Raw genomic sequence first — 20,720 nt, forward strand, 5'->3', positions numbered from 1 at the left:
CGGCCACAGCACCAGAGAAGAATCACTGATGTAGCTTCAGTCTTATTGTTTCCTGCGAGCGCATTGTCTGCCCATTCGAAATGAGCGCCAGGCGCTTGCCAAGGGTAGTGGCAGTCAAGCCAGTGTTACCCGAGTGGTTGGCTTTCGTTAATTGAAAGAAAACCAGCTCACCACTGTGGCTATTATAGCGGCCAGGCAGCGAATGACTATCTCCAATAAGTTAAAAGTGTCTCGGATCGCTCAAGTGTTTTTTACTCGCGCTTATGTTGAATGAGTAAACAGTGGGTAATGTCTTTATGGGCTTTTTCCCTGACGCCATTAACAAGTCGGTTATGTTTGTACTCTGGCGCCAGGTTTGTCGGCGCAGTGCAACGGTGAAACCGTCTTGTCTGGAAAGGACCTGGGACGGCTCGTCAGGGTGGTGCTGGTTCACGGTGTTCCAGGCGTTCAGCGGTACCGGGTTGATTGCGATTATCGGCTGATGGTTCGATAATCGCCCAAAGTTGACTGCCTGTGGCTTGTGCCAAGGTCTGCGGCAGCCTGTAATAGCTGACGAACTCTGGGGAACGACCTGAATGAACGATCAATTGCGTAACTCCTTTGCTTCCGTCGCGCCGCCGATCGTCGCTTCGCCTGCCAAGCGGATCCAGGCGTTCACGGGTGATCCGGACTTCATGACATCGCTGGCCCGTGGCCTTGCGGTGGTGCAGGCTTTCCAGGAGCGCAAGCGGCACCTGACCATCGCGCAGATCAGCCACCGCACGGAAATTCCCCGCGCCGCGGTGCGTCGTTGCCTGCACACGCTGATCAAGCTCGGCTATGCCACCACCGATGGCCGCACCTATTCATTGCTGCCCAAGGTCCTGACCCTGGGCCATGCCTACCTGTCCTCGACCCCATTGGCCGTCTCGGCCCAGCCTTATCTGGACCGCATGAGCGAGCAATTGCACGAGGCTTGCAACATGGCCACGCTCGAAGGTAATGACATTTTGTACATTGCCCGTTCGGCGACCACCCAGAGGCTGATTTCCGTCGACCTGTCGGTTGGGGGGCGCCTGCCGGCTTATTGCACGTCCATGGGGCGGATTCTGCTGGCAGCGCTGGATGACGCATCGCTGCGCGAATACCTCGACCACGCCGACCTGCAAGCCAAGACCAGCCGTACCCTGCATACACCCGAGGCCTTGCTCGAGTGTTTGCAAGAGGTCCGCCAGCAGGGCTGGTGCATTGTCGACCAGGAACTGGAACAGGGCCTGCGTTCGATTGCCGTCCCGGTCTACGATGCGTCCGGCCAGGTACTGGCGGCGCTCAATGTGAGCACGCATGCCGGGCGTGTCAGTCGCAACGAACTGGAGCAGCGCTTTCTCCCCGGCTTACTGAATGCCAGCCGTGAGCTGAGTGCCCAGTTGTTTGCTTAAGCTGTTCGATAAACGCACAGAGTCGCGCTTGCTCAATTGACGCTGTTTCGCCTGCTTCATTAATGTCGCGCCAGCGCCATCCGGTGTCATGGGACTCAAGCCTGGCATCGGGCGGCGACCCAATAATAATGAAGAGGCCCCCTCATGCGCATGTCCCCAGCCTGTCACCGCACTCTCCGACCCGGCCATTGCCGCCCGGCCCACTGAGCCCGGTACCGTCCGTTTTTTTCGATGGCTGGCATTTGCCGGCCTGCGTCTGCCTGCGTTTCTTGCGTGGAATAACCATAATGAGCCAGTCTCAGTCTGCTGTCGGTAACTGCCTCGATGTGCAGTCCTTTATCAATGCCCAACCGCTGTCGCGCTATCAATGGCGAGTGGTGATCCTGTGCTTCCTAATTGTCTTTCTCGATGGCCTGGACACGGCGGCCATGGGCTTTATCGCGCCTGCCTTGTCCCAGGACTGGGGCATCGATCGCGCCAGCCTGGGGCCGGTGATGAGTGCCGCCTTGATCGGCATGGTCTTCGGCGCCCTGGGCTCCGGCCCCTTGGCGGATCGCTTCGGACGTAAAGTCGTACTGGTCGGTGCGGTGCTGGTGTTCGGTGCCTTCAGCCTGGCGTCGGCCTATAGCAGTAACGTCGAACAATTGCTGGTGTTGCGCTTCCTGACCGGCCTGGGCCTGGGCGCGGGCATGCCGAATGCCACCACGCTGTTGTCGGAATACACCCCCGAGCGCAAGAAATCCCTGCTGGTGACCAGCATGTTCTGCGGTTTCAACCTGGGCATGGCGGGGGGCGGTTTTATATCCGCCAAGCTGATCCCGGCATTCGGCTGGCACAGCCTGTTACTGATTGGCGGCATTTTGCCTTTGATCCTGGCGGTGGTGCTGTTGTTCTGGTTGCCGGAGTCGGCACGCTATCTGGTGGTGCGCAATCGCGGTACCGACAAAGTGCGCAAAGCACTGGCACCGATTGACCCTGCCGTCGTGGCGCAGGCATCGAGCTTCAGCGTGCCGGAACAAAAAACCGTCAGGGCCCGCAACGTGTTCGCGGTGATTTTCTCCGGCACTTACAGCGTCGGTACGCTGCTGCTATGGCTGACCTATTTCATGGGGCTGGTGATCGTGTACCTGCTGACCAGTTGGTTGCCGACGCTGATGCGTGACAGTGGCGCGAGCATGGAGCAGGCGGCGTTCATCGGTGCGCTGTTCCAGTTCGGCGGGGTATTGAGTGCGGTAGGGGTTGGCTGGGCGATGGACCGGTTCAATCCGCACAAGGTCATCGGCATCTTCTATCTGCTGGCGGGGGTATTTGCCTACGCGGTTGGGCAAAGCCTGGGCAGCATCACCGTGCTTGCGACGTTGGTATTGGTAGCCGGGATGTGCGTCAACGGCGCGCAATCGGCGATGCCGTCACTGGCGGCGCGTTTCTACCCGACTCAAGGCCGGGCCACGGGGGTGTCGTGGATGCTGGGAATTGGCCGCTTTGGCGCGATTCTCGGCGCCTGGATGGGCGCGACCTTGCTGGGGCTGGGCTGGAACTTCGAGCAGGTGCTGACAGCGCTGGTGATCCCGGCGGCCCTGGCGACAACGGCGGTGGTGATCAAGGGCATGGTCAGCCATGCGGATGCGACCTGAGCCGGACTTTTTGTGAATGGACTGGCCGTTTCGCCGGTAAGTCCGTTCCTGCACGGGGATCGGTAGGCAGGTAACAATATGTTCGATAAACGAACACTTAGTCGATTATCGGATTGTTTGGGTTTTTTTCACGGCTTAACCTTCAGGCAATCCGGCGCTGCCTATCGCGCCTTGTCCTCCACGTCGGTTTACTGATACTCGGGAGTCCACCCCCATGGCTGCAATCCTTTCGCTGCACGACGCAGTGAAGCAATTCGTGAATGACGGCGACACAGTCGCGCTCGAAGGCTTCACTCACTTGATTCCCACCGCAGCGGGTCATGAAATCATTCGTCAGGGCAAGAAAGACCTGACACTGGTGCGGATGACCCCCGACCTGGTCTACGACCAGTTGATCGGTGCCGGTTGCGCTCGCAAGCTGATTTTCTCCTGGGGCGGTAACCCGGGCGTGGGTTCGCTGCACCGCCTGCGCGATGCGGTCGAGAAGCAGTGGCCGCACCCGCTGGAGATCGAAGAACACAGTCATGCCGACCTGGCCAATGCCTACGTCGCTGGCGCCTCGGGCCTGCCATTCGCGGTACTGCGGGCCTACGCCGGTTCAGACTTGCCCAAGGTCAACCCGCTGATCAAGAGCGTCACTTGCCCGTTCACCGGTGAAGTATTGGCGGCAGTGCCGTCGGTGCGTCCGGATGTGACGGTGATTCACGCGCAGAAAGCCGACCGTCGGGGCAACGTTCTGCTCTGGGGCATTCTTGGCGTACAGAAGGAGGCAGCGTTGGCGGCCAAGCGCTGCATCGTCACCGTCGAAGAGATCGTCGACGACCTCAATGCCCCGATGAATGCCTGTGTACTGCCGACCTGGGCCCTGAGCGCGGTTTGCCACGTGCCTGGTGGTGCGCACCCGTCCTACGCTCACGGTTACACCGAGCGCGACAACCGTTTTTATCAAGCCTGGGACCCGATCGCCCGCGACCGCGAAACCTTCACCGCGTGGATTAACGAATACATCCACGGCAGTGCTGATTTCAATGAATTCCAGGCCAAGCTGGCCCGTGCTTCGGAGGCCCAATAATGACTTACTCCACCAATGAAATGATGACGGTGGCCGCCGCGCGCCGCCTGAAGAACGGTTCGGTGTGCTTCGTTGGCATCGGCCTGCCTTCCAAAGCGGCCAACCTGGCCCGCCTGACGTCCTCGCCGGATGTGGTGCTGATTTACGAATCGGGGCCGATCGGTGCCAAGCCGAGCGTATTGCCGCTGTCCATCGGCGACGGCGAACTGGCCGAGACCGCTGATACCGTGGTGCCGACCGGCGAGATCTTTCGCTACTGGCTGCAGGGCGGGCGCATTGACGTCGGTTTCCTCGGCGCGGCCCAGGTCGACCGTTTCGGTAACATCAACACCACGGTGGTCGGTGACTACCATCAGCCCAAAGTGCGCCTGCCGGGTGCGGGTGGTGCGCCGGAGATCGCCGGTTCGGCAAAGAGCGTGCTGATCATTCTCAAGCAGTCGGCCCGTTCGTTCGTCGACAAGCTCGATTTCATCACTTCGGTCGGTCATGGCGAGGGCGGTGATTCACGCCAGCGCCTGGGGCTGCCCGGTGCCGGCCCGGTCGGGATCATCACCGACCTGTGCATCATGGAACCGGAAGCCGGCACCCATGAATTCGTAGTCACGGCGTTGCACCCGGGGGTGACCCGCGAGCAAGTGATCGCCGCCACCGGTTGGGCCATCCGTTTTGCCGAGCAGGTGCAGCAGACAGCGGCGCCGACCGAGATTGAATTGGTTGCGCTGCGCGATCTGGAAGCGCGCACCGCCGCCGCCCACGGCCAGGCACCAGGAGAAGCATGATGCGCGAAGTGTATATCTGCGACGCGATTCGCACCCCCATCGGCCGTTTTGGCGGTGGCTTGTCAGCGGTCCGCGCCGATGACCTGGCCGCGGTGCCGATCAAGGCACTGATGGCGCGTAATCCAGGCGTTGACTGGAACGCAGTGGATGAGGTGTTCCTCGGCTGTGCCAACCAGGCCGGCGAAGACAACCGCAACGTCGCGCGCATGGCGTTGCTGTTGGCCGGCTTGCCGCACAGCATTCCCGGGGTCACCCTCAACCGCCTGTGTGCTTCGGGCATGGACGCGATCGGTACCGCGTTCCGGGCCATTGCCAGTGGCGAAATGGAGCTGGCGATTGCCGGTGGCGTCGAGTCGATGTCCCGCGCCCCGTTCGTGATGGGCAAGGCAGATGCGGCGTTTTCGCGCAACATGAAGCTGGAAGACACCACCATCGGCTGGCGCTTCATCAACCCTTTGATGAAAGCCCAGTACGGCGTCGATGCGATGCCTCAGACCGCTGACAACGTGGCGGACGATTATGGGATTTCCCGCGCGGATCAGGACGCCTTTGCCCTGCGCAGCCAGCAACGCACGGCCGTCGCGCAAGCGGCGGGTTACTTCGCTGAAGAAATCGTCCCGGTACGCATTGCTCACAAGAAGGGTGAGAGTGTGGTCGAGCAGGACGAACATCCGCGAGCGGACACGACTCTGGAAACCCTGGGCAAGCTCAAGCCGGTCAATGGCTCGGACAAGACCGTCACTGCCGGCAACGCTTCGGGCGTCAACGACGGCGCCGCGGCGCTGATTCTGGCTTCGGGCGACGCGGTGAAGAAGCACGGCCTGACCGCCCGGGCGAAAGTCCTGGGCATGGCCAGCGCCGGTGTTGCCCCCCGTGTCATGGGCATTGGCCCGGTACCGGCGGTGCGCAAGCTGGTCGAGCGCCTGGGTGTGGCGGTCAGTGATTTCGATGTGATCGAACTCAATGAGGCCTTTGCCAGCCAAGGGTTGGCGGTGTTGCGTGAGTTGGGGCTGGCCGATGACGCGGAGCAGGTCAACCCGAACGGTGGCGCCATCGCGCTGGGGCATCCGTTAGGCATGAGTGGTGCGCGGTTGGTGCTGACGGCACTGCACCAGTTGGAAAAGACCGGTGGCAAGAAAGGCCTGGCGACCATGTGTGTCGGCGTTGGCCAAGGTCTGGCGCTGGCGATCGAACGGGTCTGACGCCGCTGTGAACATCGAATAAGAATCGAGGACTGCTTCATGACTGACAAGCCTGGTTACCTTCGCCCGCAAGCGGGCACCCAGCCGGAGTATCTGCATCCGGCGTATCAATCGACGAACCTTCGTTCGCCGTCCAAACCACTGGTATTCCTACCGCATTCGCTGTCGGAAATCACCGGCCCGACCATCGGTGCCGAGTCCGTGAATGAGCAGGACAACGACCTGACGGCTCAGCATGCGGGGGCCCCCCTGGGTGAGCGGATCATCATTCACGGTCGTGTGCTGGACGAAAACGGCTTGCCGGTACCGGGGATCCTGGTGGAAATCTGGCAGGCCAATGCGGCCGGTCGCTATAACCATGCCCGTGACCTGCATGACGCGCCGCTGGACCCGAACTTCACCGGTACCGGCCGTACCGTCACCGATGCCAATGGTGCCTACCAGTTCCAGACGATCAAACCCGGTGCGTACCCTTGGGGCAACCACCACAATGCCTGGCGCCCGGCCCATATCCATTTTTCGCTGTTCGGGCCGAGCATTCTGACGCGCCTGGTGACCCAGATGTATTTCCCGGGCGACCCGTTGCTGGCCTATGACCCGATCTACAACTGCGTACCCGACACCCGTGCCAAAGAGCGCTTGATCGCCAGCTTCGACCTGGAAAAAACCATCCCTTCCCATGCCCTCGGTTATCGTTGGGACATCGTTTTGCGCGGCCGCGATGCCACGCCGATGGAGAAATAAGATGACGCTGACTGCAACGACGTCCCACACCGTAGGGCCGTACTACCACATTGGATTGACCTGGCTGAACCGTGAAAACCTGACCGTCGAACACACCCTTGGCGAGCGGGTAGTCATCACCGGGCAAGTGGTCGATGGCAATGGCGAGTTCGTCAACGATGCGATGCTGGAGGTTTGGCAGGCCAACGCCGCCGGCAAGTATGACCATCCCGAAGACGATCAGGACAAACCCCTGGATCCGAACTTCATGGGCTTCGGTCGAGTGCCGGTGGATGCCCAGGGGCGGTTCCGCTTCACCACGATCAAGCCGGGTACCGTGCCCGGACTCAAAGGCAGTACCCAGGCGCCCCATCTGGTGGTGCTGGTATTTGCCCGTGGCCTGGTCAAACACCTGCTCACCCGGATTTACTTCGAGGGCGAGCCGGCTAACGTCGCGGACCCGTTGCTCGAATGCGTACCGGCCGAGCGCCGCAGTACATTGCTGGCGAAGCAGGATGCGACAGGCGTATATCAGTGGAACGTGATCCTGCAAGGCACTGATGCCGAGACGGTGTTCTTCGACTACTGAGTGAAAGCGCTGTTGTGGGGAGGGAGCGGTACGTGACGGTAATGATGGTAGTCGCGTTCCTGTTCAGTTTGCGTTTACCAAAGCAGGCTGCGTACCTGCACCACGATCTTTAAGCTGTTGGCGCGCGCCTGCATCGGGCGCGCGCCGCGTAAGGAATCCCTATGCAACGACCGGGCAATCAACTGTTCGACGCCTATTTCACTGCCCTGACCATGCGTGAAGTGTTCAGCGATCAGGGGCGGGTGCAGGCCATGCTCGACTTCGAGGCGGCATTGGCCCGGGCTGAGGCGCGGGTCGGACTGATTCCACCGTCAGTCGTTGCCCCTATCGAAGCGGCTTGTCGGGCAGGGCTCTATGATTTTTCTGCCTTGGGCGAGGCGATTGTCTGCGCAGGCAATTCGGCCATTCCCCTGGTCAAGGCACTGGGCAAGCAGATCGCGGTGCATGACGCGGACGCTGAGCGGTATGTGCATCTGGGAGCCACCAGCCAGGACGTGATGGACAGTGGCCTGGTGCTGCAAGTGCGCAGCGCCTTGTGCCTGATCGAAGCCGACCTGGCACGCCTCGGCGCCGCGCTGGCGACCCAGGCCCGACGTCACATCGCCACGCCACTGGCCGGGCGCACCTGGCTGCAACATGCGACGCCGGTCACGCTGGGGATGAAAATCGCCGGCTGGCTGGGTGCGGTAACCCGTAGCCAGCAACGGCTGCAAGCCCTCAAGCCGCGGCTGTTGGTGCTGCAGTTCGGTGGCGCCAGTGGTACCCTGGCAGCCTTGGGCGAACAGGCGATGCCGATTGCCGAGGCGCTGGCTCAGGAGCTGCAACTGACCCTGCCGGAACAACCCTGGCATACCCAGCGTGACCGCCTGGTGGAGTTCGGCGCTGCCCTGGGATTGATTGCCGGCAGCCTCGGCAAGCTGGGTCGCGACATCAGCCTGTTGATGCAGACCGAAGTGGCGGAAGTATTCGAGCCTTCGGCTCCGGGCAAGGGCGGTTCCTCGACCATGCCGCACAAACGCAATCCGGTGGGCGCTGCGGTGCTGATCAGCGCGGCCACGCGCGTGCCCGGCCTGCTCTCGACCCTGTTCAGCGCCATGCCGCAAGAGCATGAGCGCAGCCTGGGGTTGTGGCATGCCGAGTGGGAAACCCTGCCGGAGATCTGCTGCCTGGTGTCCGGTGCCTTGCAGCAAGCGTTGCTGCTGGCCGAAGGTCTGGAGGTCGACACCCAGCGCATGGCCACAAACCTGGACTTGACCCAAGGGCTGGTCCTGGCGGAAGCGGTGAGTATCGTGCTGGCCCAACGCATCGGACGCGAGCAAGCGCATCACCTGCTGGAGCTGTGCTGCAAACGCGCCGTGACCGAGCAGCGACATCTGCGGACGGTGCTGGGGGATGAACCCCGGGTGACAGCCGAGCTGTCCGGGGCGCAACTCGATCAATTAATGAACCCTGCGCATTACCTCGGCCAGGCGAAAACCTGGGTCGAGCGTGCGTTGGCCGAACATCTGGCATTGATTGTCTGAAGGAGAATTTCCGTGGCATTTGTACCACTCGCCGATGGCGAACTGCACTACCAGCTCGACGGTCCAGAGCATGCGCCGGTATTGGTGTTGTCCAACTCCCTGGGCACCGACCTGCACATGTGGGACGCGCAGATTCCCGCGTTTGCCGAACACTTTCGGGTGTTGCGTTTCGACACACGCGGCCATGGCCGTTCGCTGGTCACTCCGGGCCCCTACAGCATCGAACAATTGGGGCGCGATGTGCTGGCCTTGCTGGATGCCTTGCACATCGAGCGCGCGCACTTTTGTGGCCTGTCCATGGGCGGCCTGATCGGTCAGTGGCTGGGGATCAACGCCAGCTCGCGCCTGCTCTCGCTGGTGGTGTGCAATACGGCGGCGAAAATTGGTGAGTCCTCGATCTGGGACCCGCGCATCGAAACCGTGTTGCGCGATGGCCCCGCGGCGATGGTAGCCCTGCGTGATGCCTCGATTGCCCGCTGGTTTACCCCGGACTTTTCCCAGGCGCATCCGGCGGTGGCCAAGCAGATCACTGACATGCTGGCGGCCACCTCGCCACAGGGTTACGCGGCCAACTGTGCTGCGGTTCGTGATGCCGATTTCAGTGAGCAACTGTCTTCGATCAAGGTGCCGCTGCTGGTGATCGCCGGTACCGAAGATGCGGTCACGCCGCCCTCGGGCAGCCACTTCATCCAGGAGCGCGTGCAGGGCGCGGAGTACGCCGAATTCTATGCCGCGCACCTGTCCAACGTTCAGGCCGGTAGTGCGTTCAGTGAGCGTGTGCTGACCTTTCTGTCAGGTCATTGAGGGGATATCCGTGGACGAGAAACAACGTTATGCCGACGGCATGCAAGTGCGTCGCGCGGTGCTGGGTGATGCCCATGTCGACCGCAGTCTCGAGACCCTGAACGAGTTCAATTCGGAGTTTCAGGAAATGATCACCCGGCATGCCTGGGGTGACATCTGGACCCGCCCGGGCTTGCCGCGGCACACCCGCAGCCTGGTGACCATCGCCATGCTGATCGGCATGAACCGTAACGAAGAGCTGAAGTTGCACCTGCGTGCGGCCGCGAACAATGGCGTCACCCGCGCCGAGATCAAGGAAGTGCTGATGCAGAGTGCGATCTACTGCGGCATTCCGGCAGCCAATGCGACCTTCCACCTGGCGGCATCGGTGTGGGACGAGCTGGGTGTCGAGTCCCGGGAGTAAGTGCGTACCGGCTCAATGGGGGTTGCGGCCCCAGATCCAGTTCCACGCCCCCGGTAAGCGCGCGGGCTCGTCCGAATTGCGCAGCGTGCGAGTCATGGCCGCACGCTGCAACGCCGTCGAATCATCGTAGAAGGGCTTGGCGTCTACGCGCACGCTTGTCTGTTGCGCACTGTCGAGCAGAATCTGCAGGTACTCCTCCATGTGCCGGGCCGTGTAGCGATTGAGGTCGTGAAAGGTCACCACCACCGGGATGACGCCATCCACGGTCGGCAACTCACCGTTGGCGATTCGTTCGCGGGTTTCCGACAGCTGCCGCACCAGATTGGCGCGCCTGCGGGGGCTGGCAGTGATGCCCCAGACCTTGCCGTCATTGGCGCTCAAGTCAGTCAGCAGCACTTGCAAGCCATGCTGTTGATAGGCGGCGAAGGTGCGTTTGTCATAACTCCAGAAGGGCGGACGGACCAGCGTCGGCGGTGTGCCGGTGAGCGACGCGATGTCGGCGCAGCCCCAGGTGAGCGCCTGCTCGAGTTCTTGTGGATCAAGGGAACGATGATTGGTGTGCCACGGCGTGGCAGTGTGGAAGCCCAGGATGTGGCCGGCCGCATGTTCACGGAGCATGGTTTTGCGACCCCGTTCGCTGCCACCGGCCCGTGGGGCCCGTGTCTGTACGAAGAACACCGCCTTGATGCCCGGTTGAATCGGGTTGTTGGCCAACACCTCGAGTATCGCACGTGACGGATTGGCCCAGCCGGATGCGCTGGGGCCATCGTCGAAGGTCAGCAGGAAACGGATCGGCGGTGATGCCTGTAAGCGCTGCTCGGTCTGCGGCGTCAGGGCGATCGGCGGGCCGATACAGCCACTGAGGCCGAGCGCAAGGGCGAGGGCAGACACAAAGCAGAGGATCGATTTCATAGTGTTGACGTGACCGGCGACAGATCAGGAAGGGGGCAACCTGTTGGCGCACAGTCATTTACCGCGCGCCAAGGCAGTCGTTCCCGGGAAAGTCCCCATAGGAACGTCACGACACTGAACGGTTCAGCAGGTCGAGGACATTATATCGAGTCAGAGCAGGCTGATGGGGTAGCTGATGATCACACGGTTTTCGTCGAACTCGTTGTTGCTGTAGTCCCGGCGCAGGGTCGAGTTGCGCCACCTGAGGTTGAGGTTTTTCAGGCTGCCGCTTTGTACCGTATAGCCGAGCTCACTCTCGCGGCCCCATTCCTTGCCATCGGTGACGGTTGCGGTGTGAACGTTGTCGCCGCTGATGTAGCGGTTCATCAGGGTCAGGCCGGGGAGGCCGACGGCGGCGAAGTTGTAGTCGTGGCGCAGTTGCCAGGACGTTTCCCTGGCGTTGTCGTAGCTTGAGTTGAAGCTGTCGTTGGCCAGCGTTCCACCACTGGTGCCGTTGACCCGCATCCACGCGCTGTCGCCGGTGAGCTTCTGCAAGCCGAGGTAGACAGTGCTGCCGCCGTATTTGGCCGAGAACATTCCGGACCAGGTCTTGTTGTCGAGATCACCGGCCCGGGCGCTGCCCTCTTCCTGGCCATGAAAGAACCATAGGTTGGCCCCCAGGGTCCAGTCGCCCACGGGTTGACTGTGGATCAGGTTGAGGAATTGCTGGCTGTAGATGTCCTTGAGTTCAGCATTCCACGCGGCGATTTGCGTGCGCTTTTCATTGAAACTGTACTCGGCGCCTGCGAAGTTGAAGCGGTCGGAGGTGACGGTTGCTCGGCCACTCATCGACATATCGCTCATGCTGCTGTCGTCACGCGGACTGTTGGCGCGCAACTGCCCGCCGTACAGCGTCAGGCCGTCGATCTCCTTCGAAGTGAGTTGGCCGCCGCGAAAGGTTTGTGGCAATGAACGGCCATCGTCCGAACGCAGAATCGGCAGCACCGGCATCCATTCGCCGACCTTCAGTTCTGTCTGCGACAGCCTGGTCTTGAACGCCACGTTGGTGCGCCCGAAGTTGTCGGCTGGCCGGCCATCGTGGTCCAGCGGCAGCAACTGTGTACCGGCGGTGCCTTTGCCGCCATCGAGCTTCACTGAGTACAGCCCCAGCACATCCATGCCGAAGCCGACGGTGCCCTGGGTGAACCCGGACTTTGCATCGAGGATGAAGCTTTGCGTCCACTCTTCGGCCTTGCCCTGAGCCTTGGTCGGGTTGGTGAAGTTGCGGTTGATGTAGAAGTTACGCAGGTTCAGATTGACCTTGGCGTCTTCGACAAAACCAGACTCCTGGGCCATGGCGGGCAGGGCCGTGCCGGTCATGGCGATGGCGATCAGGCCGGGAAACAAATACGGCGTGGTGGAGGGCGTCATGGGTTCGGGTTTCTCTTATTGTCAGGGATGAGGCGAGGCAATGCCGCAACCCGGGGGTTGCAGACAAACAATCGAATCGGGGGTAAACGAAGGGAATCAGCCGGACGGGGCAGGGCGCGGGAGCATGGTGTCGAACCTGATGTCATGGGTGTTGTACGACAAATGGTGCGGGGGATGGGCGCAGAGGTTCAATCGGCGAAACGGGCTTTTGGGCGATTATCGAACGAAGGATGGATCAGGTTTTTGAGGGCGGGGGGATGTGCTCGCGAAAGCTTCAGGCCAGGCAACTCAGCTTCCCGAGGTCAACAAAAAGCCCACCAAAAGGTGGGCTTCGTGTTTACGCGCTGATCAGAACATCTTCAGCTTCGGTGCTTCTTCTTTCACCGGCTCGTTCTTCGCGGTCTGGGCGTTCCAGCCCCCGCCGAGCGCTTTGTACAGGTTTACTTCGCTGACCAGTTGCGACAGGCGATCGGTGATCAGCGACTGTTGCGCACTGAACAACTGACGCTGGGCATCGAGGAAGGTCAGGTTGCTGTCGACACCAATGCGGTAGCGACGCTCGGCCAGGCGGTAGTAGTCCTGGTTGGCCTGTACGAAGTCACGCTGGGCCTGCAACTGCTGGTTGAAGGTCTGACGCGCCGCGAGGCCATCGGACACTTCCTGGAAAGCAGTCTGAATCGACTTCTCATACTGCGCGACGGTGATGTCTTTCTGGATTTTCGAGTAATCCAGGCTGGCACTCAACGCACCGGCGTTGAAGATCGGCAGGTTGATTTGTGGCTGGAACAACCAGGTGCCCGAACCGCCTTTGAACAGGCCGGACAGGTCCGGGCTCAGGCTGCCGGCATTGGCCGTCAGGCTGATGCTCGGGAAGAACGCTGCCCGTGCCGCGCCAATGTTGGCGTTGGCGGCCTTGAGGTTGTGCTCGGCGGCAAGGATGTCCGGACGGCGTTGCAACAGGTCCGACGGCAGGCCCGGCGGCAATTCGCTGAGCAGGTCGTCGTCCAGTGGCTTGGCCGCGGTCAGGTTGGCCGGCACGCCGGTACCGAGCAGCAGCGTCAGGTTGTTTTCGTCCTGGGCGACCAAGCGTGTGTACTTGGCCAGTTGCACCCGGGCGTTTTCCACCGACGTACGCGATTGGCTCAAGTCCAGCGCCGAGGCCACGCCGACTTCGTTGCTGCGCGCGGTAAGGCGGTAGCTTTCTTCGAAGGTGGCGAGGGTGTCCTGGGTCAGCTTGAGCAGTTCTTTGTCGGCCTGCCAGGTCAGGTAGGCGTTGGCCACACTGGCCACCAGGCTGATCTGGGTGCTGCGACGCGCTTCTTCAGTGGCGAAGTAAGCTTGCAGCGCCTGTTCGTTCAGGCTGCGAATGCGACCGAACAGGTCGAGTTCATAAGCGCTGACGCCCAGGGTCGCCGAGTAGGAACTGTTGATGCTCGAATCACCGGTTTGCGAGGCATCTGCCGGGAGCCGCTGACGGCTACCGCTGCCATTGGCCGAAACCGCCGGGAACAGGTCGGCGCGGGAAATGCGGTATTGAGCCGCATAGGCGTCGATGTTCAGGGCCGCGACACGCAGGTCGCGGTTGTTTTCCAGTGCGGTCTGGATCAGCTGTTGCAGGGCCGGGTCATGGAAAAACTGCTTCCAGCCCTGTTCGGCCGCAGCCTGGCCTGCCGCCTGGGCCGGCGTGTAGGCCGGCCCCTGTGGGTATTGCCCGGCCACGGGGGCTTCGGGCTGCTGATACTCGGGAATCAGCGAGCAGCCACCGAGCACGAACGCGGCGATGGCTAAGGAGAGTAGCGACTTGCTCATTGGCCAGCCTCTTTAGGAGTTTCGGTTGCGTCGTCATCCTGGTCCGCAATCTTGCGTTGACCCATCGCCGACACGGTGACAAAGAACAGTGGTACCCAGTAGATCGCCAGGACCGTGGCCGTGATCATACCGCCGATCACCCCGGTGCCGATGGCATGCTGGCTGCCGGAGCCTGCACCGGTGGAGATGGCCAGTGGCACCACACCCAGGACGAACGCGAGCGAGGTCATGATGATCGGGCGCAGACGCATCCGGCAGGCTTCAATGGCGGCATCCCTCAGGCTGCGCCCTTGTTCATGCAGCTCCTTGGCGAATTCGACAATCAGAATGGCGTTTTTCGCCGCCAGGCCGATGGTCGTCAACAGGCCCACCTGGAAGTACACGTCGTTGGACAGGCCGCGCAGGCTGGTGGCGAGCAGGGCACCGATGATCCCCAGCGGTACCACCAACATCACCGCGATCGGAATCGACCAGCTTTCGTACAACGCAGCCAGACACAGGAACACCATCAGCAGCGACAAGGCGTACAGCGCCGGAGCCTGGGAACCGGACAGGCGCTCCTCGTAGGACAGGCCGGTCCAGGAAATGCCGACACCGGCCGGCAGTTTCTTGGCAATGGCTTCGACTTCGGCCATGGCCTCACCGGTGGAGTAACCCGGGGCCGGGGCACCGAGGATCTCCATGGCTTCTACACCGTTGTAACGGGCCAGCTTCGGCGAGCCATAGATCCACGTGCCCTTGGCGAATGCCGAGAACGGAACCATGGTGCCTTTGCTGTTGCGCACGTACCACTTCTGCAGGTCCTCGGGGCTCATGCGCGCACCCGGTTGACCCTGGATGTAGACCTTCTTCACCCGACCACGGTCGATGAAGTCGTTGACGTAGCTACTGCCCAAGGCAATCGACAAGGTGTTGTTGATTTCGGTCAGCGTGACGCCCAGGGCGCTGGCCTTCTCATCGTCGATTTCCAGTTGGTACTGCGGCTCATCGTTCAGGCCGTTCGGACGCACCTGCGCCAGCACTTTGCTCTGCGCGGCCATGCCGAGGAACTGGTTGCGTGCCTCCATCAGCTTCTCGTGACCGATACCGGCGCGGTCCTGCAGGAACACGTCGAAACCGGTGGCGTTGCCCAGTTCCAGTACCGCCGGTGGCGCGAACGCGAACACCATGGCGTCACGGAACGTGAAGAAGTGCTGTTGGGCCCGGGCCGCGACCTTGAACACGCTGTTGTCGGCGTTACGCTCGTCCCATGGCTTGAGCATGATGAACGCCATGCCCGAGCTCTGGCCACGACCGGCGAAGTTGAAGCCGTTGACGGTGAACACCGAGGCAACCGCATCGCCTTCACCGCCCTCGCTGCCTGGACGCAGCAGGAACTCGCGCATCTCGTCCACGACCACTTGGGTACGCTGGGCGCTGGAACCGGCCGGGGTTTGTACCTGGGCGAAGAGTACGCCCTGGTCTTCTTCGGGCAGGAACGCGGTTGGAATGCGGGTGAACAGCCAGATCATGCCGACGATGATGATGATGTAGGCCAGCAGGTACGGGGCCTTGTGCGTGAGAATGTTGCCCACGCCGCGCTCATACCCGCGCACGCCGCGGTCGAAGTTGCGGTTGAACCAGCCAAAGAAGCCGCGTTTCGGTACGCCGTGCTCGCCTTTCGGAATGGCCTTGAGCATGGTGGCGCAGAGTGCCGGGGTGAAGATCAGGGCCACCAGGACCGAGAGGGCCATGGCCGACACGATGGTGATCGAGAACTGCTTGTAGATCACACCCGTGGAGCCGCTGAAGAACGCCATCGGCAGCAGTACCGCCGACAGAACCAGGGCAATACCGACCAGTGCGCCCTGGATCTGGCCCATGGACTTCTTGGTGGCTTCCTTGGGTGACAGGCCTTCTTCGCTCATGACCCGTTCGACGTTTTCCACCACGACGATGGCGTCGTCCACCAGCAAGCCGATGGCCAGGACCATACCGAACATGGTCAGGGTGTTGATGCTGAAGCCGAACGCCGCGAGGATCCCGAACGTACCCAGCAGCACTACGGGTACGGTCATGGTGGTGATGACGGTCGCGCGGAAGTTTTGCAGGAACAGGAACATCACCAGGAACACCAGTACGATCGCTTCGACCAGGGTCTCAACCACACCCTTGATCGATTCGGTCACCACCGGCGTGGTGTCGTACGGGAACACCACTTCCATGCCTTCAGGGAAGAATGGCTTGAGGTCTTCAATGGTTTTGCGCAGGGCCTTGGCCGTGTCAAGGGCGTTGGCGCCGGTCGCCAGCTTCACCGCCAGACCGGAAGCCGGGGCGCCGTTGAACTGGGCATTGATGCTGTAGTTCTCACCGCCAAGGCCGACGTCGGCGACATCCTTCAGGCGAACCTGGGAGCCGTCTTTGTTGACCTTGAGCAGGATTTCCTTGAACTGCTCGGCTGTTTGCAGGCGGGTCTTGCCAATGATCGTGGCATTCAACTGAGTGTCGGGCAGGGCTGGCAAGCCACCGAGCTGACCGGAAGAAATTTGCACGTTCTGGGCGGCAACGGCGTTTTTAACGTCAACCGGGGTCAGGTTGTAGTTGTTCAACCTGGCCGGGTCGAGCCAGATCCGCATGGCGTACTGGGCACCGAACACCTGGAAGTCACCGACACCCGCTGTCCGCGAGATCGGGTCCTGCATGTTGGACACGATGTAGTTGGACAGGTCGTCCTTGGTCATGCTGCCGTCGCGCGAAACCACGCCGATCACCAGCAGGAAGTTTTTCACTGCCTTGGTCACGCGGATGCCCTGTTGCTGCACTTCTTGCGGCAGCAGCGGGGTCGCCAGGTTCAGTTTGTTCTGGACCTGGACCTGTGCGGTATCGGAGTTGGTACCTTGCTCGAAGGTCGCGGTGATGGTCATGGTGCCGTCGGAGTTACTTTCCGAGGACACATAACGCAGGTTGTCGATGCCGTTGAGCTGCTGCTCGATCACCTGGACCACGGTGTCCTGCACGGTCTGCGCAGACGCACCCGGGTAGGTCACGGAGATGGCGATCGCCGGTGGGGCGATGCTCGGGTACTGGTTGATCGGCAACTTGAGGATCGATAGAGCCCCGACCAGCATGATCACCAGGGCAATTACCCAGGCGAAAATCGGACGGTCGATAAAGAATTTCGACATGGTTTACTCCCCTTTGCCGCCCGCAGCTTTGTTTGTTACCTGTGCGGTGGCCGGGTTTTTCGGGGCTACGTTAGTCGCTTCGCTGACTTTGACCTCAACGCCGGGCTTGACGTATTGCAGGCCTTCGGTGATCAGTCGGTCGCCAGCCTTGAGGCCATCTTCGATCAGCCATTGGTTGCCAACGGTGCGGCTGGCCTTGAGCTGACGCAGTTCAACCTTGTTGTCCGGGCCGACAACCAGCGCAGTGGGGGTACCTTTGAGATCACGGGTCACGCCTTGTTGCGGGGCCAGGATCGCAGCGCTGTTCACGCCGGCTTGCAGCTGGGCGTGCACGAACATGCCCGGCAGCAGGGTGTGGTCAGGGTTGGGGAACACGGCGCGCAGGGTCACGGAACCGGTGGCCTGGTCAACCGTGACTTCGGAGAACTCCAGCTTGCCCTGTTGCTTGTACTGGCTGCCGTCCTCAAGGGTCAGCTTGACCATGGCGGCGTTATCGCCAGCCTTTTGCAGGCGACCGCTTTCCAGCTCACGGCGCAATTCGAGCAGTTCGACCGAGGACTGGGTGACGTCGACGTAGATCGGGTCCAGTTGCTGGATCACGGCCATGGCGTCGGTCTGGCCATTGTTTACCAGCGCCCCTTCGGTAACGCTGGAGCGGCCAATGCGGCCGGTCAACGGTGCCAGCACCTTGGTGTAGCGCAGGTTGATCTGGGCCGTTTGCAGGGAGGCTTCCGATTGCAGGCGGTTGGCCAAGGCGGTGTCGTACTCCTGGCGACTCACGGCTTGCTCGTCGACCAGTTGTTTGTAGCGATCGGAAATCGACTTGGTCGATTGCAGGTTGGCTTGCGCACTGGCCAGGGTCGCCTGATAGACCGAAGGGTCGATCTGGTAGAGCTGCTGGCCTTCCTTGACGTCGCCGCCTTCCTTGAACAGACGCTTGAGAATGATGCCATTGACCTGTGGACGAACTTCCGCGATTCGGTAGGCCGTGGTCCGGCCCGGCAGTTCGGAGGTCAGGGTAAAGGCTTGGGTTTGAAGGGTAACGACACCGACCAGAGGGGCTTGCGCGGCAGGGGCCGCCTCTTCCTTTTTACATCCGCTGAGCAGGGCTGCCAGGGCGACGGCAGTGACCAGAGCGGTAACAGCTGGCTTGAATTGCATGAAGATCCTCGGGTCAGGCACGCACAGTGCGCACTAGAAAGGTGGAAAGGTAAAAAAATGGCGCTGAGTGGATAAGTAGCTTGCTAAGGAATATACTTACGTTCATGGTTGTTTGTAAATACCTTGGCTGCTTGCCCATTTGGTTACGAAAGCTGTTTCAAGGCGTGAATTGTAGGCCGGGGAAGCGACCCGAAAGAGGTCACCCCACATTTGTTCAGATGATGTTCAGGCATCGCTGAAGCATTCCTGATTGAGGTTTTACTGCCATGGTCCGTCGCACCAAAGAGGAAGCTCAAGAAACCCGAAGCCAGATACTCGAAGCGGCAGAAAAAGCCTTTTACGAGCGGGGCGTTGCACGCACCACGCTGGCGGACATCGCGACTCTGGCCGGCGTGACGCGGGGAGCCATCTACTGGCATTTCAGCAACAAGGCGGACCTGGTCCAGGCCATGCTCGACAGTTTGCATGAGCCGCTGGCCGAGATGGCCCGGGCCAGCGAAAGCGAAGAGGAAGAAGATCCGCTGGGCTGCATGCGCAAGCTGCTGATTCATTTGTTTCATCAAGTTGCCTTGGACCCAAAGACCCGACGCATCAATGAGATTCTGTTTCACAAGTGTGAATTCACTGATGAAATGTGTGATCTGCGCCAGCAACGTCGCACGCTCAGTCTGGAATGTAATGCGCACATCGGGCTGGCACTGCGTAATGCGGTCAATCGCGGCCAATTGCCGGAAAACCTCGATACGGCCCGTGCTGCGGTGAGCATTCACGCCTACATCGATGGCATTCTGTACCAATGGCTGTTGGCTCCTGACGCCTTTGAGTTACACACGGAAGCCGAACGCTGGGTCGACAGCGGTCTGGAAATGCTGCGCTTGAGCCCCAGCCTGCGCCTGAAAGACAACCTGCATAATTGAGCCCGCTGGTGTCACCCGGAGGATGGCATCGTCATCGCTTCGTTCGTCCTGCGGCGATGGGGTGCTTTTATATACGCACACACGCCGGCTTGATAGGTAGCGGGCTTCGTATTTTGTAGGGAATTTGTGTCGAGTGTGTGAATGAGTGCCAGCCAGCCATTGTCCAACGCCGCCGAACAACCTATCAAAGGCATCCTGCTGATTTGCCTGGCGGTCCTGCTGTTTGCCAGCCATGACACCCTGTCCAAATACCTCTCGGGGTTTTACCCCATCGTTATGGTGGTCTGGGCACGTTATGTGGTGCATACCCTGTTGATGCTGGTGGTGTTTGTGCCGCGCAGCGGTTTTTCCGCAGTGGTGCGCACCAAGCGCCCGGGGCTGCAATTCCTTCGTGCGATGTGCCTGATTGGCACCAGCCTGTTTTTTACCACGGGGCTGCGCTATATCCCGCTGGCGGAAGCCACCGCCGTGAACTTCCTTGCGCCGCTGCTGGTGACCGCATTGTCGGTACCGCTGTTGGGCGAGCACGTGACCCGAAGGCAGTGGATGGCCGTGCTTGGCGGGTTTGTTGGCGTGCTGATCGTGATTCGCCCGGGCGGCGCGCTGTTTACGCCGTCCATTATATTGCCGCTGTGTTCGGCGCTGTGTTTTGGTTTCTATCAGTTGTTGACCCGCAAGCTCACCGGCATTGATAGCCCGACCACCAGCAACTTTCTCACCGGTATCATCAATAGCCTGATCATGAGCGCATTGCTGCCGTTTTTCTGGAGCACGCCAACCTTGACCCACGGCTTGTTCATGATCGGCCTGGGCACTTGCGGCATGCTCGGCCACATGCTGTTGACCCAGTCGTTCCGCCACGCCGCACCGGCCATGCTGGCGCCGTTCAGCTATGGGCAGATCCTGTTTGCCGGGTTGTATGGTTTCCTGATTTTTGATCACACCCCCGATCGCTACGCGATAGTCGGCATCGCGGTCATCTGCCTGAGCGGTCTGTCGGTGGCATGGGGGCAGCGCAAGGCCTAGCCGGGTCAGGATCACTCCAGACACAAAAGCCCCCGGCTCTGGCGAGTCGGGGCTAATGAGATGGTCAGCCTGACCGAGAAGCCCTGCAGGTTTACGCTTGCAGGGCTTTTCTCGTTTTCGGACGGAGGATCTCTCATGAATACGATGACGCTTCTCGGTATCGACATCGGCAAA

At 61.0% G+C, this 20,720-nt stretch carries 17 protein-coding genes; 12 read left to right on the forward strand and 5 right to left on the reverse strand.

The features are described from left to right. Window positions 1–575: 575 nt before the first annotated feature. The 10 genes from pcaR (at window position 576) to pcaC (ending at window position 10,147) form a co-directional block, all read left to right on the forward strand. On the forward strand, window positions 576–1,418 hold the full coding sequence (pcaR, locus tag CKW29_RS21190; protein WP_095082720.1) for a pca regulon transcriptional regulator PcaR: 843 nt from the start codon (window positions 576–578) through the stop codon (window positions 1,416–1,418). A 287-nt stretch (window positions 1,419–1,705) separates the two neighbouring features. Next, on the forward strand, window positions 1,706–3,052 hold the full coding sequence (locus CKW29_RS21195) for an MFS transporter (protein WP_095146816.1): 1,347 nt from the start codon (window positions 1,706–1,708) through the stop codon (window positions 3,050–3,052). A gap of 214 nt (window positions 3,053–3,266) precedes the next feature. Continuing rightward, window positions 3,267–4,124, forward strand: coding sequence for a CoA transferase subunit A (locus CKW29_RS21200; protein ID WP_095146817.1), 858 nt, complete (start codon window positions 3,267–3,269; stop codon window positions 4,122–4,124). Then, complete coding sequence (locus CKW29_RS21205; RefSeq protein ID WP_177452459.1) at window positions 4,121–4,903, forward strand: CoA-transferase subunit beta; 783 nt, start codon at window positions 4,121–4,123, stop codon at window positions 4,901–4,903. Before CKW29_RS21200 ends, CKW29_RS21205 begins: the two co-directional genes overlap by 4 nt. Further along, complete coding sequence (gene pcaF / locus CKW29_RS21210; RefSeq protein WP_176465351.1) at window positions 4,900–6,105, forward strand: 3-oxoadipyl-CoA thiolase; 1,206 nt, start codon at window positions 4,900–4,902, stop codon at window positions 6,103–6,105. Before CKW29_RS21205 ends, pcaF begins: the two co-directional genes overlap by 4 nt. A gap of 39 nt (window positions 6,106–6,144) precedes the next feature. After that, window positions 6,145–6,849: a protocatechuate 3,4-dioxygenase subunit beta gene (gene pcaH / locus CKW29_RS21215; protein WP_095146820.1), complete on the forward strand. Its 705-nt coding sequence runs from the start codon at window positions 6,145–6,147 to the stop codon at window positions 6,847–6,849. Between the two features lies 1 nt (window position 6,850). Beyond that, window positions 6,851–7,417, forward strand: coding sequence for a protocatechuate 3,4-dioxygenase subunit alpha (gene pcaG, locus CKW29_RS21220; RefSeq protein WP_095146821.1), 567 nt, complete (start codon window positions 6,851–6,853; stop codon window positions 7,415–7,417). Window positions 7,418–7,578: 161 nt separating this feature from the next. After that, the gene (locus tag CKW29_RS21225; RefSeq protein WP_095146822.1) at window positions 7,579–8,940 is read left to right on the forward strand and encodes a 3-carboxy-cis,cis-muconate cycloisomerase; all 1,362 of its coding nucleotides are present in this window, start codon (window positions 7,579–7,581) and stop codon (window positions 8,938–8,940) included. 12 nt (window positions 8,941–8,952) lie between these two features. Then, window positions 8,953–9,744, forward strand: coding sequence for a 3-oxoadipate enol-lactonase (pcaD, locus tag CKW29_RS21230; RefSeq protein ID WP_095146823.1), 792 nt, complete (start codon window positions 8,953–8,955; stop codon window positions 9,742–9,744). A gap of 10 nt (window positions 9,745–9,754) precedes the next feature. Next, complete coding sequence (gene pcaC, locus CKW29_RS21235) at window positions 9,755–10,147, forward strand: 4-carboxymuconolactone decarboxylase (protein ID WP_095146824.1); 393 nt, start codon at window positions 9,755–9,757, stop codon at window positions 10,145–10,147. 12 nt (window positions 10,148–10,159) lie between these two features. Here pcaC and CKW29_RS21240 read toward each other — a convergent pair whose 3' ends face one another. From CKW29_RS21240 to emhA, 5 genes are all read right to left on the reverse strand, one after another. Beyond that, window positions 10,160–11,059, reverse strand: coding sequence for a polysaccharide deacetylase family protein (locus CKW29_RS21240; RefSeq protein ID WP_095146825.1), 900 nt, complete (start codon window positions 11,057–11,059; stop codon window positions 10,160–10,162). Window positions 11,060–11,209: 150 nt separating this feature from the next. Further along, window positions 11,210–12,469: an OprD family porin gene (locus tag CKW29_RS21245; RefSeq protein ID WP_095149049.1), complete on the reverse strand. Its 1,260-nt coding sequence runs from the start codon at window positions 12,467–12,469 to the stop codon at window positions 11,210–11,212. 348 nt (window positions 12,470–12,817) lie between these two features. Beyond that, on the reverse strand, window positions 12,818–14,278 hold the full coding sequence (adeC, locus tag CKW29_RS21250; RefSeq protein ID WP_095146827.1) for an AdeC/AdeK/OprM family multidrug efflux complex outer membrane factor: 1,461 nt from the start codon (window positions 14,276–14,278) through the stop codon (window positions 12,818–12,820). After that, window positions 14,275–17,442: an efflux RND transporter permease subunit EmhB gene (gene emhB / locus CKW29_RS21255; protein ID WP_095149050.1), complete on the reverse strand. Its 3,168-nt coding sequence runs from the start codon at window positions 17,440–17,442 to the stop codon at window positions 14,275–14,277. The genes adeC and emhB overlap by 4 nt, the downstream gene beginning before the upstream one ends. A gap of 3 nt (window positions 17,443–17,445) precedes the next feature. Then, the gene (gene emhA / locus CKW29_RS21260) at window positions 17,446–18,603 is read right to left on the reverse strand and encodes an efflux RND transporter periplasmic adaptor subunit EmhA (RefSeq protein ID WP_095082744.1); all 1,158 of its coding nucleotides are present in this window, start codon (window positions 18,601–18,603) and stop codon (window positions 17,446–17,448) included. Between the two features lie 266 nt (window positions 18,604–18,869). Between emhA and emhR the strand changes: the two genes are divergently transcribed. Both emhR and CKW29_RS21270 read left to right on the forward strand, forming a co-directional pair. Beyond that, window positions 18,870–19,520 (forward strand): efflux system transcriptional repressor EmhR, encoded by a 651-nt coding sequence (gene emhR, locus CKW29_RS21265; protein ID WP_095146829.1) that lies wholly within the window; start codon window positions 18,870–18,872, stop codon window positions 19,518–19,520. A 141-nt stretch (window positions 19,521–19,661) separates the two neighbouring features. Next, window positions 19,662–20,546 carry a DMT family transporter gene (locus tag CKW29_RS21270; protein WP_095146830.1) on the forward strand — a complete coding sequence of 295 codons (885 nt, stop codon included), beginning with the start codon at window positions 19,662–19,664 and terminating at the stop codon, window positions 20,544–20,546. Window positions 20,547–20,720: the final 174 nt, after the last annotated feature.

This window comes from Pseudomonas sp. Irchel s3a18 (assembly GCF_900187535.1).
In the GTDB taxonomy this organism is placed as follows: Bacteria; Pseudomonadota; Gammaproteobacteria; order Pseudomonadales; family Pseudomonadaceae; genus Aquipseudomonas.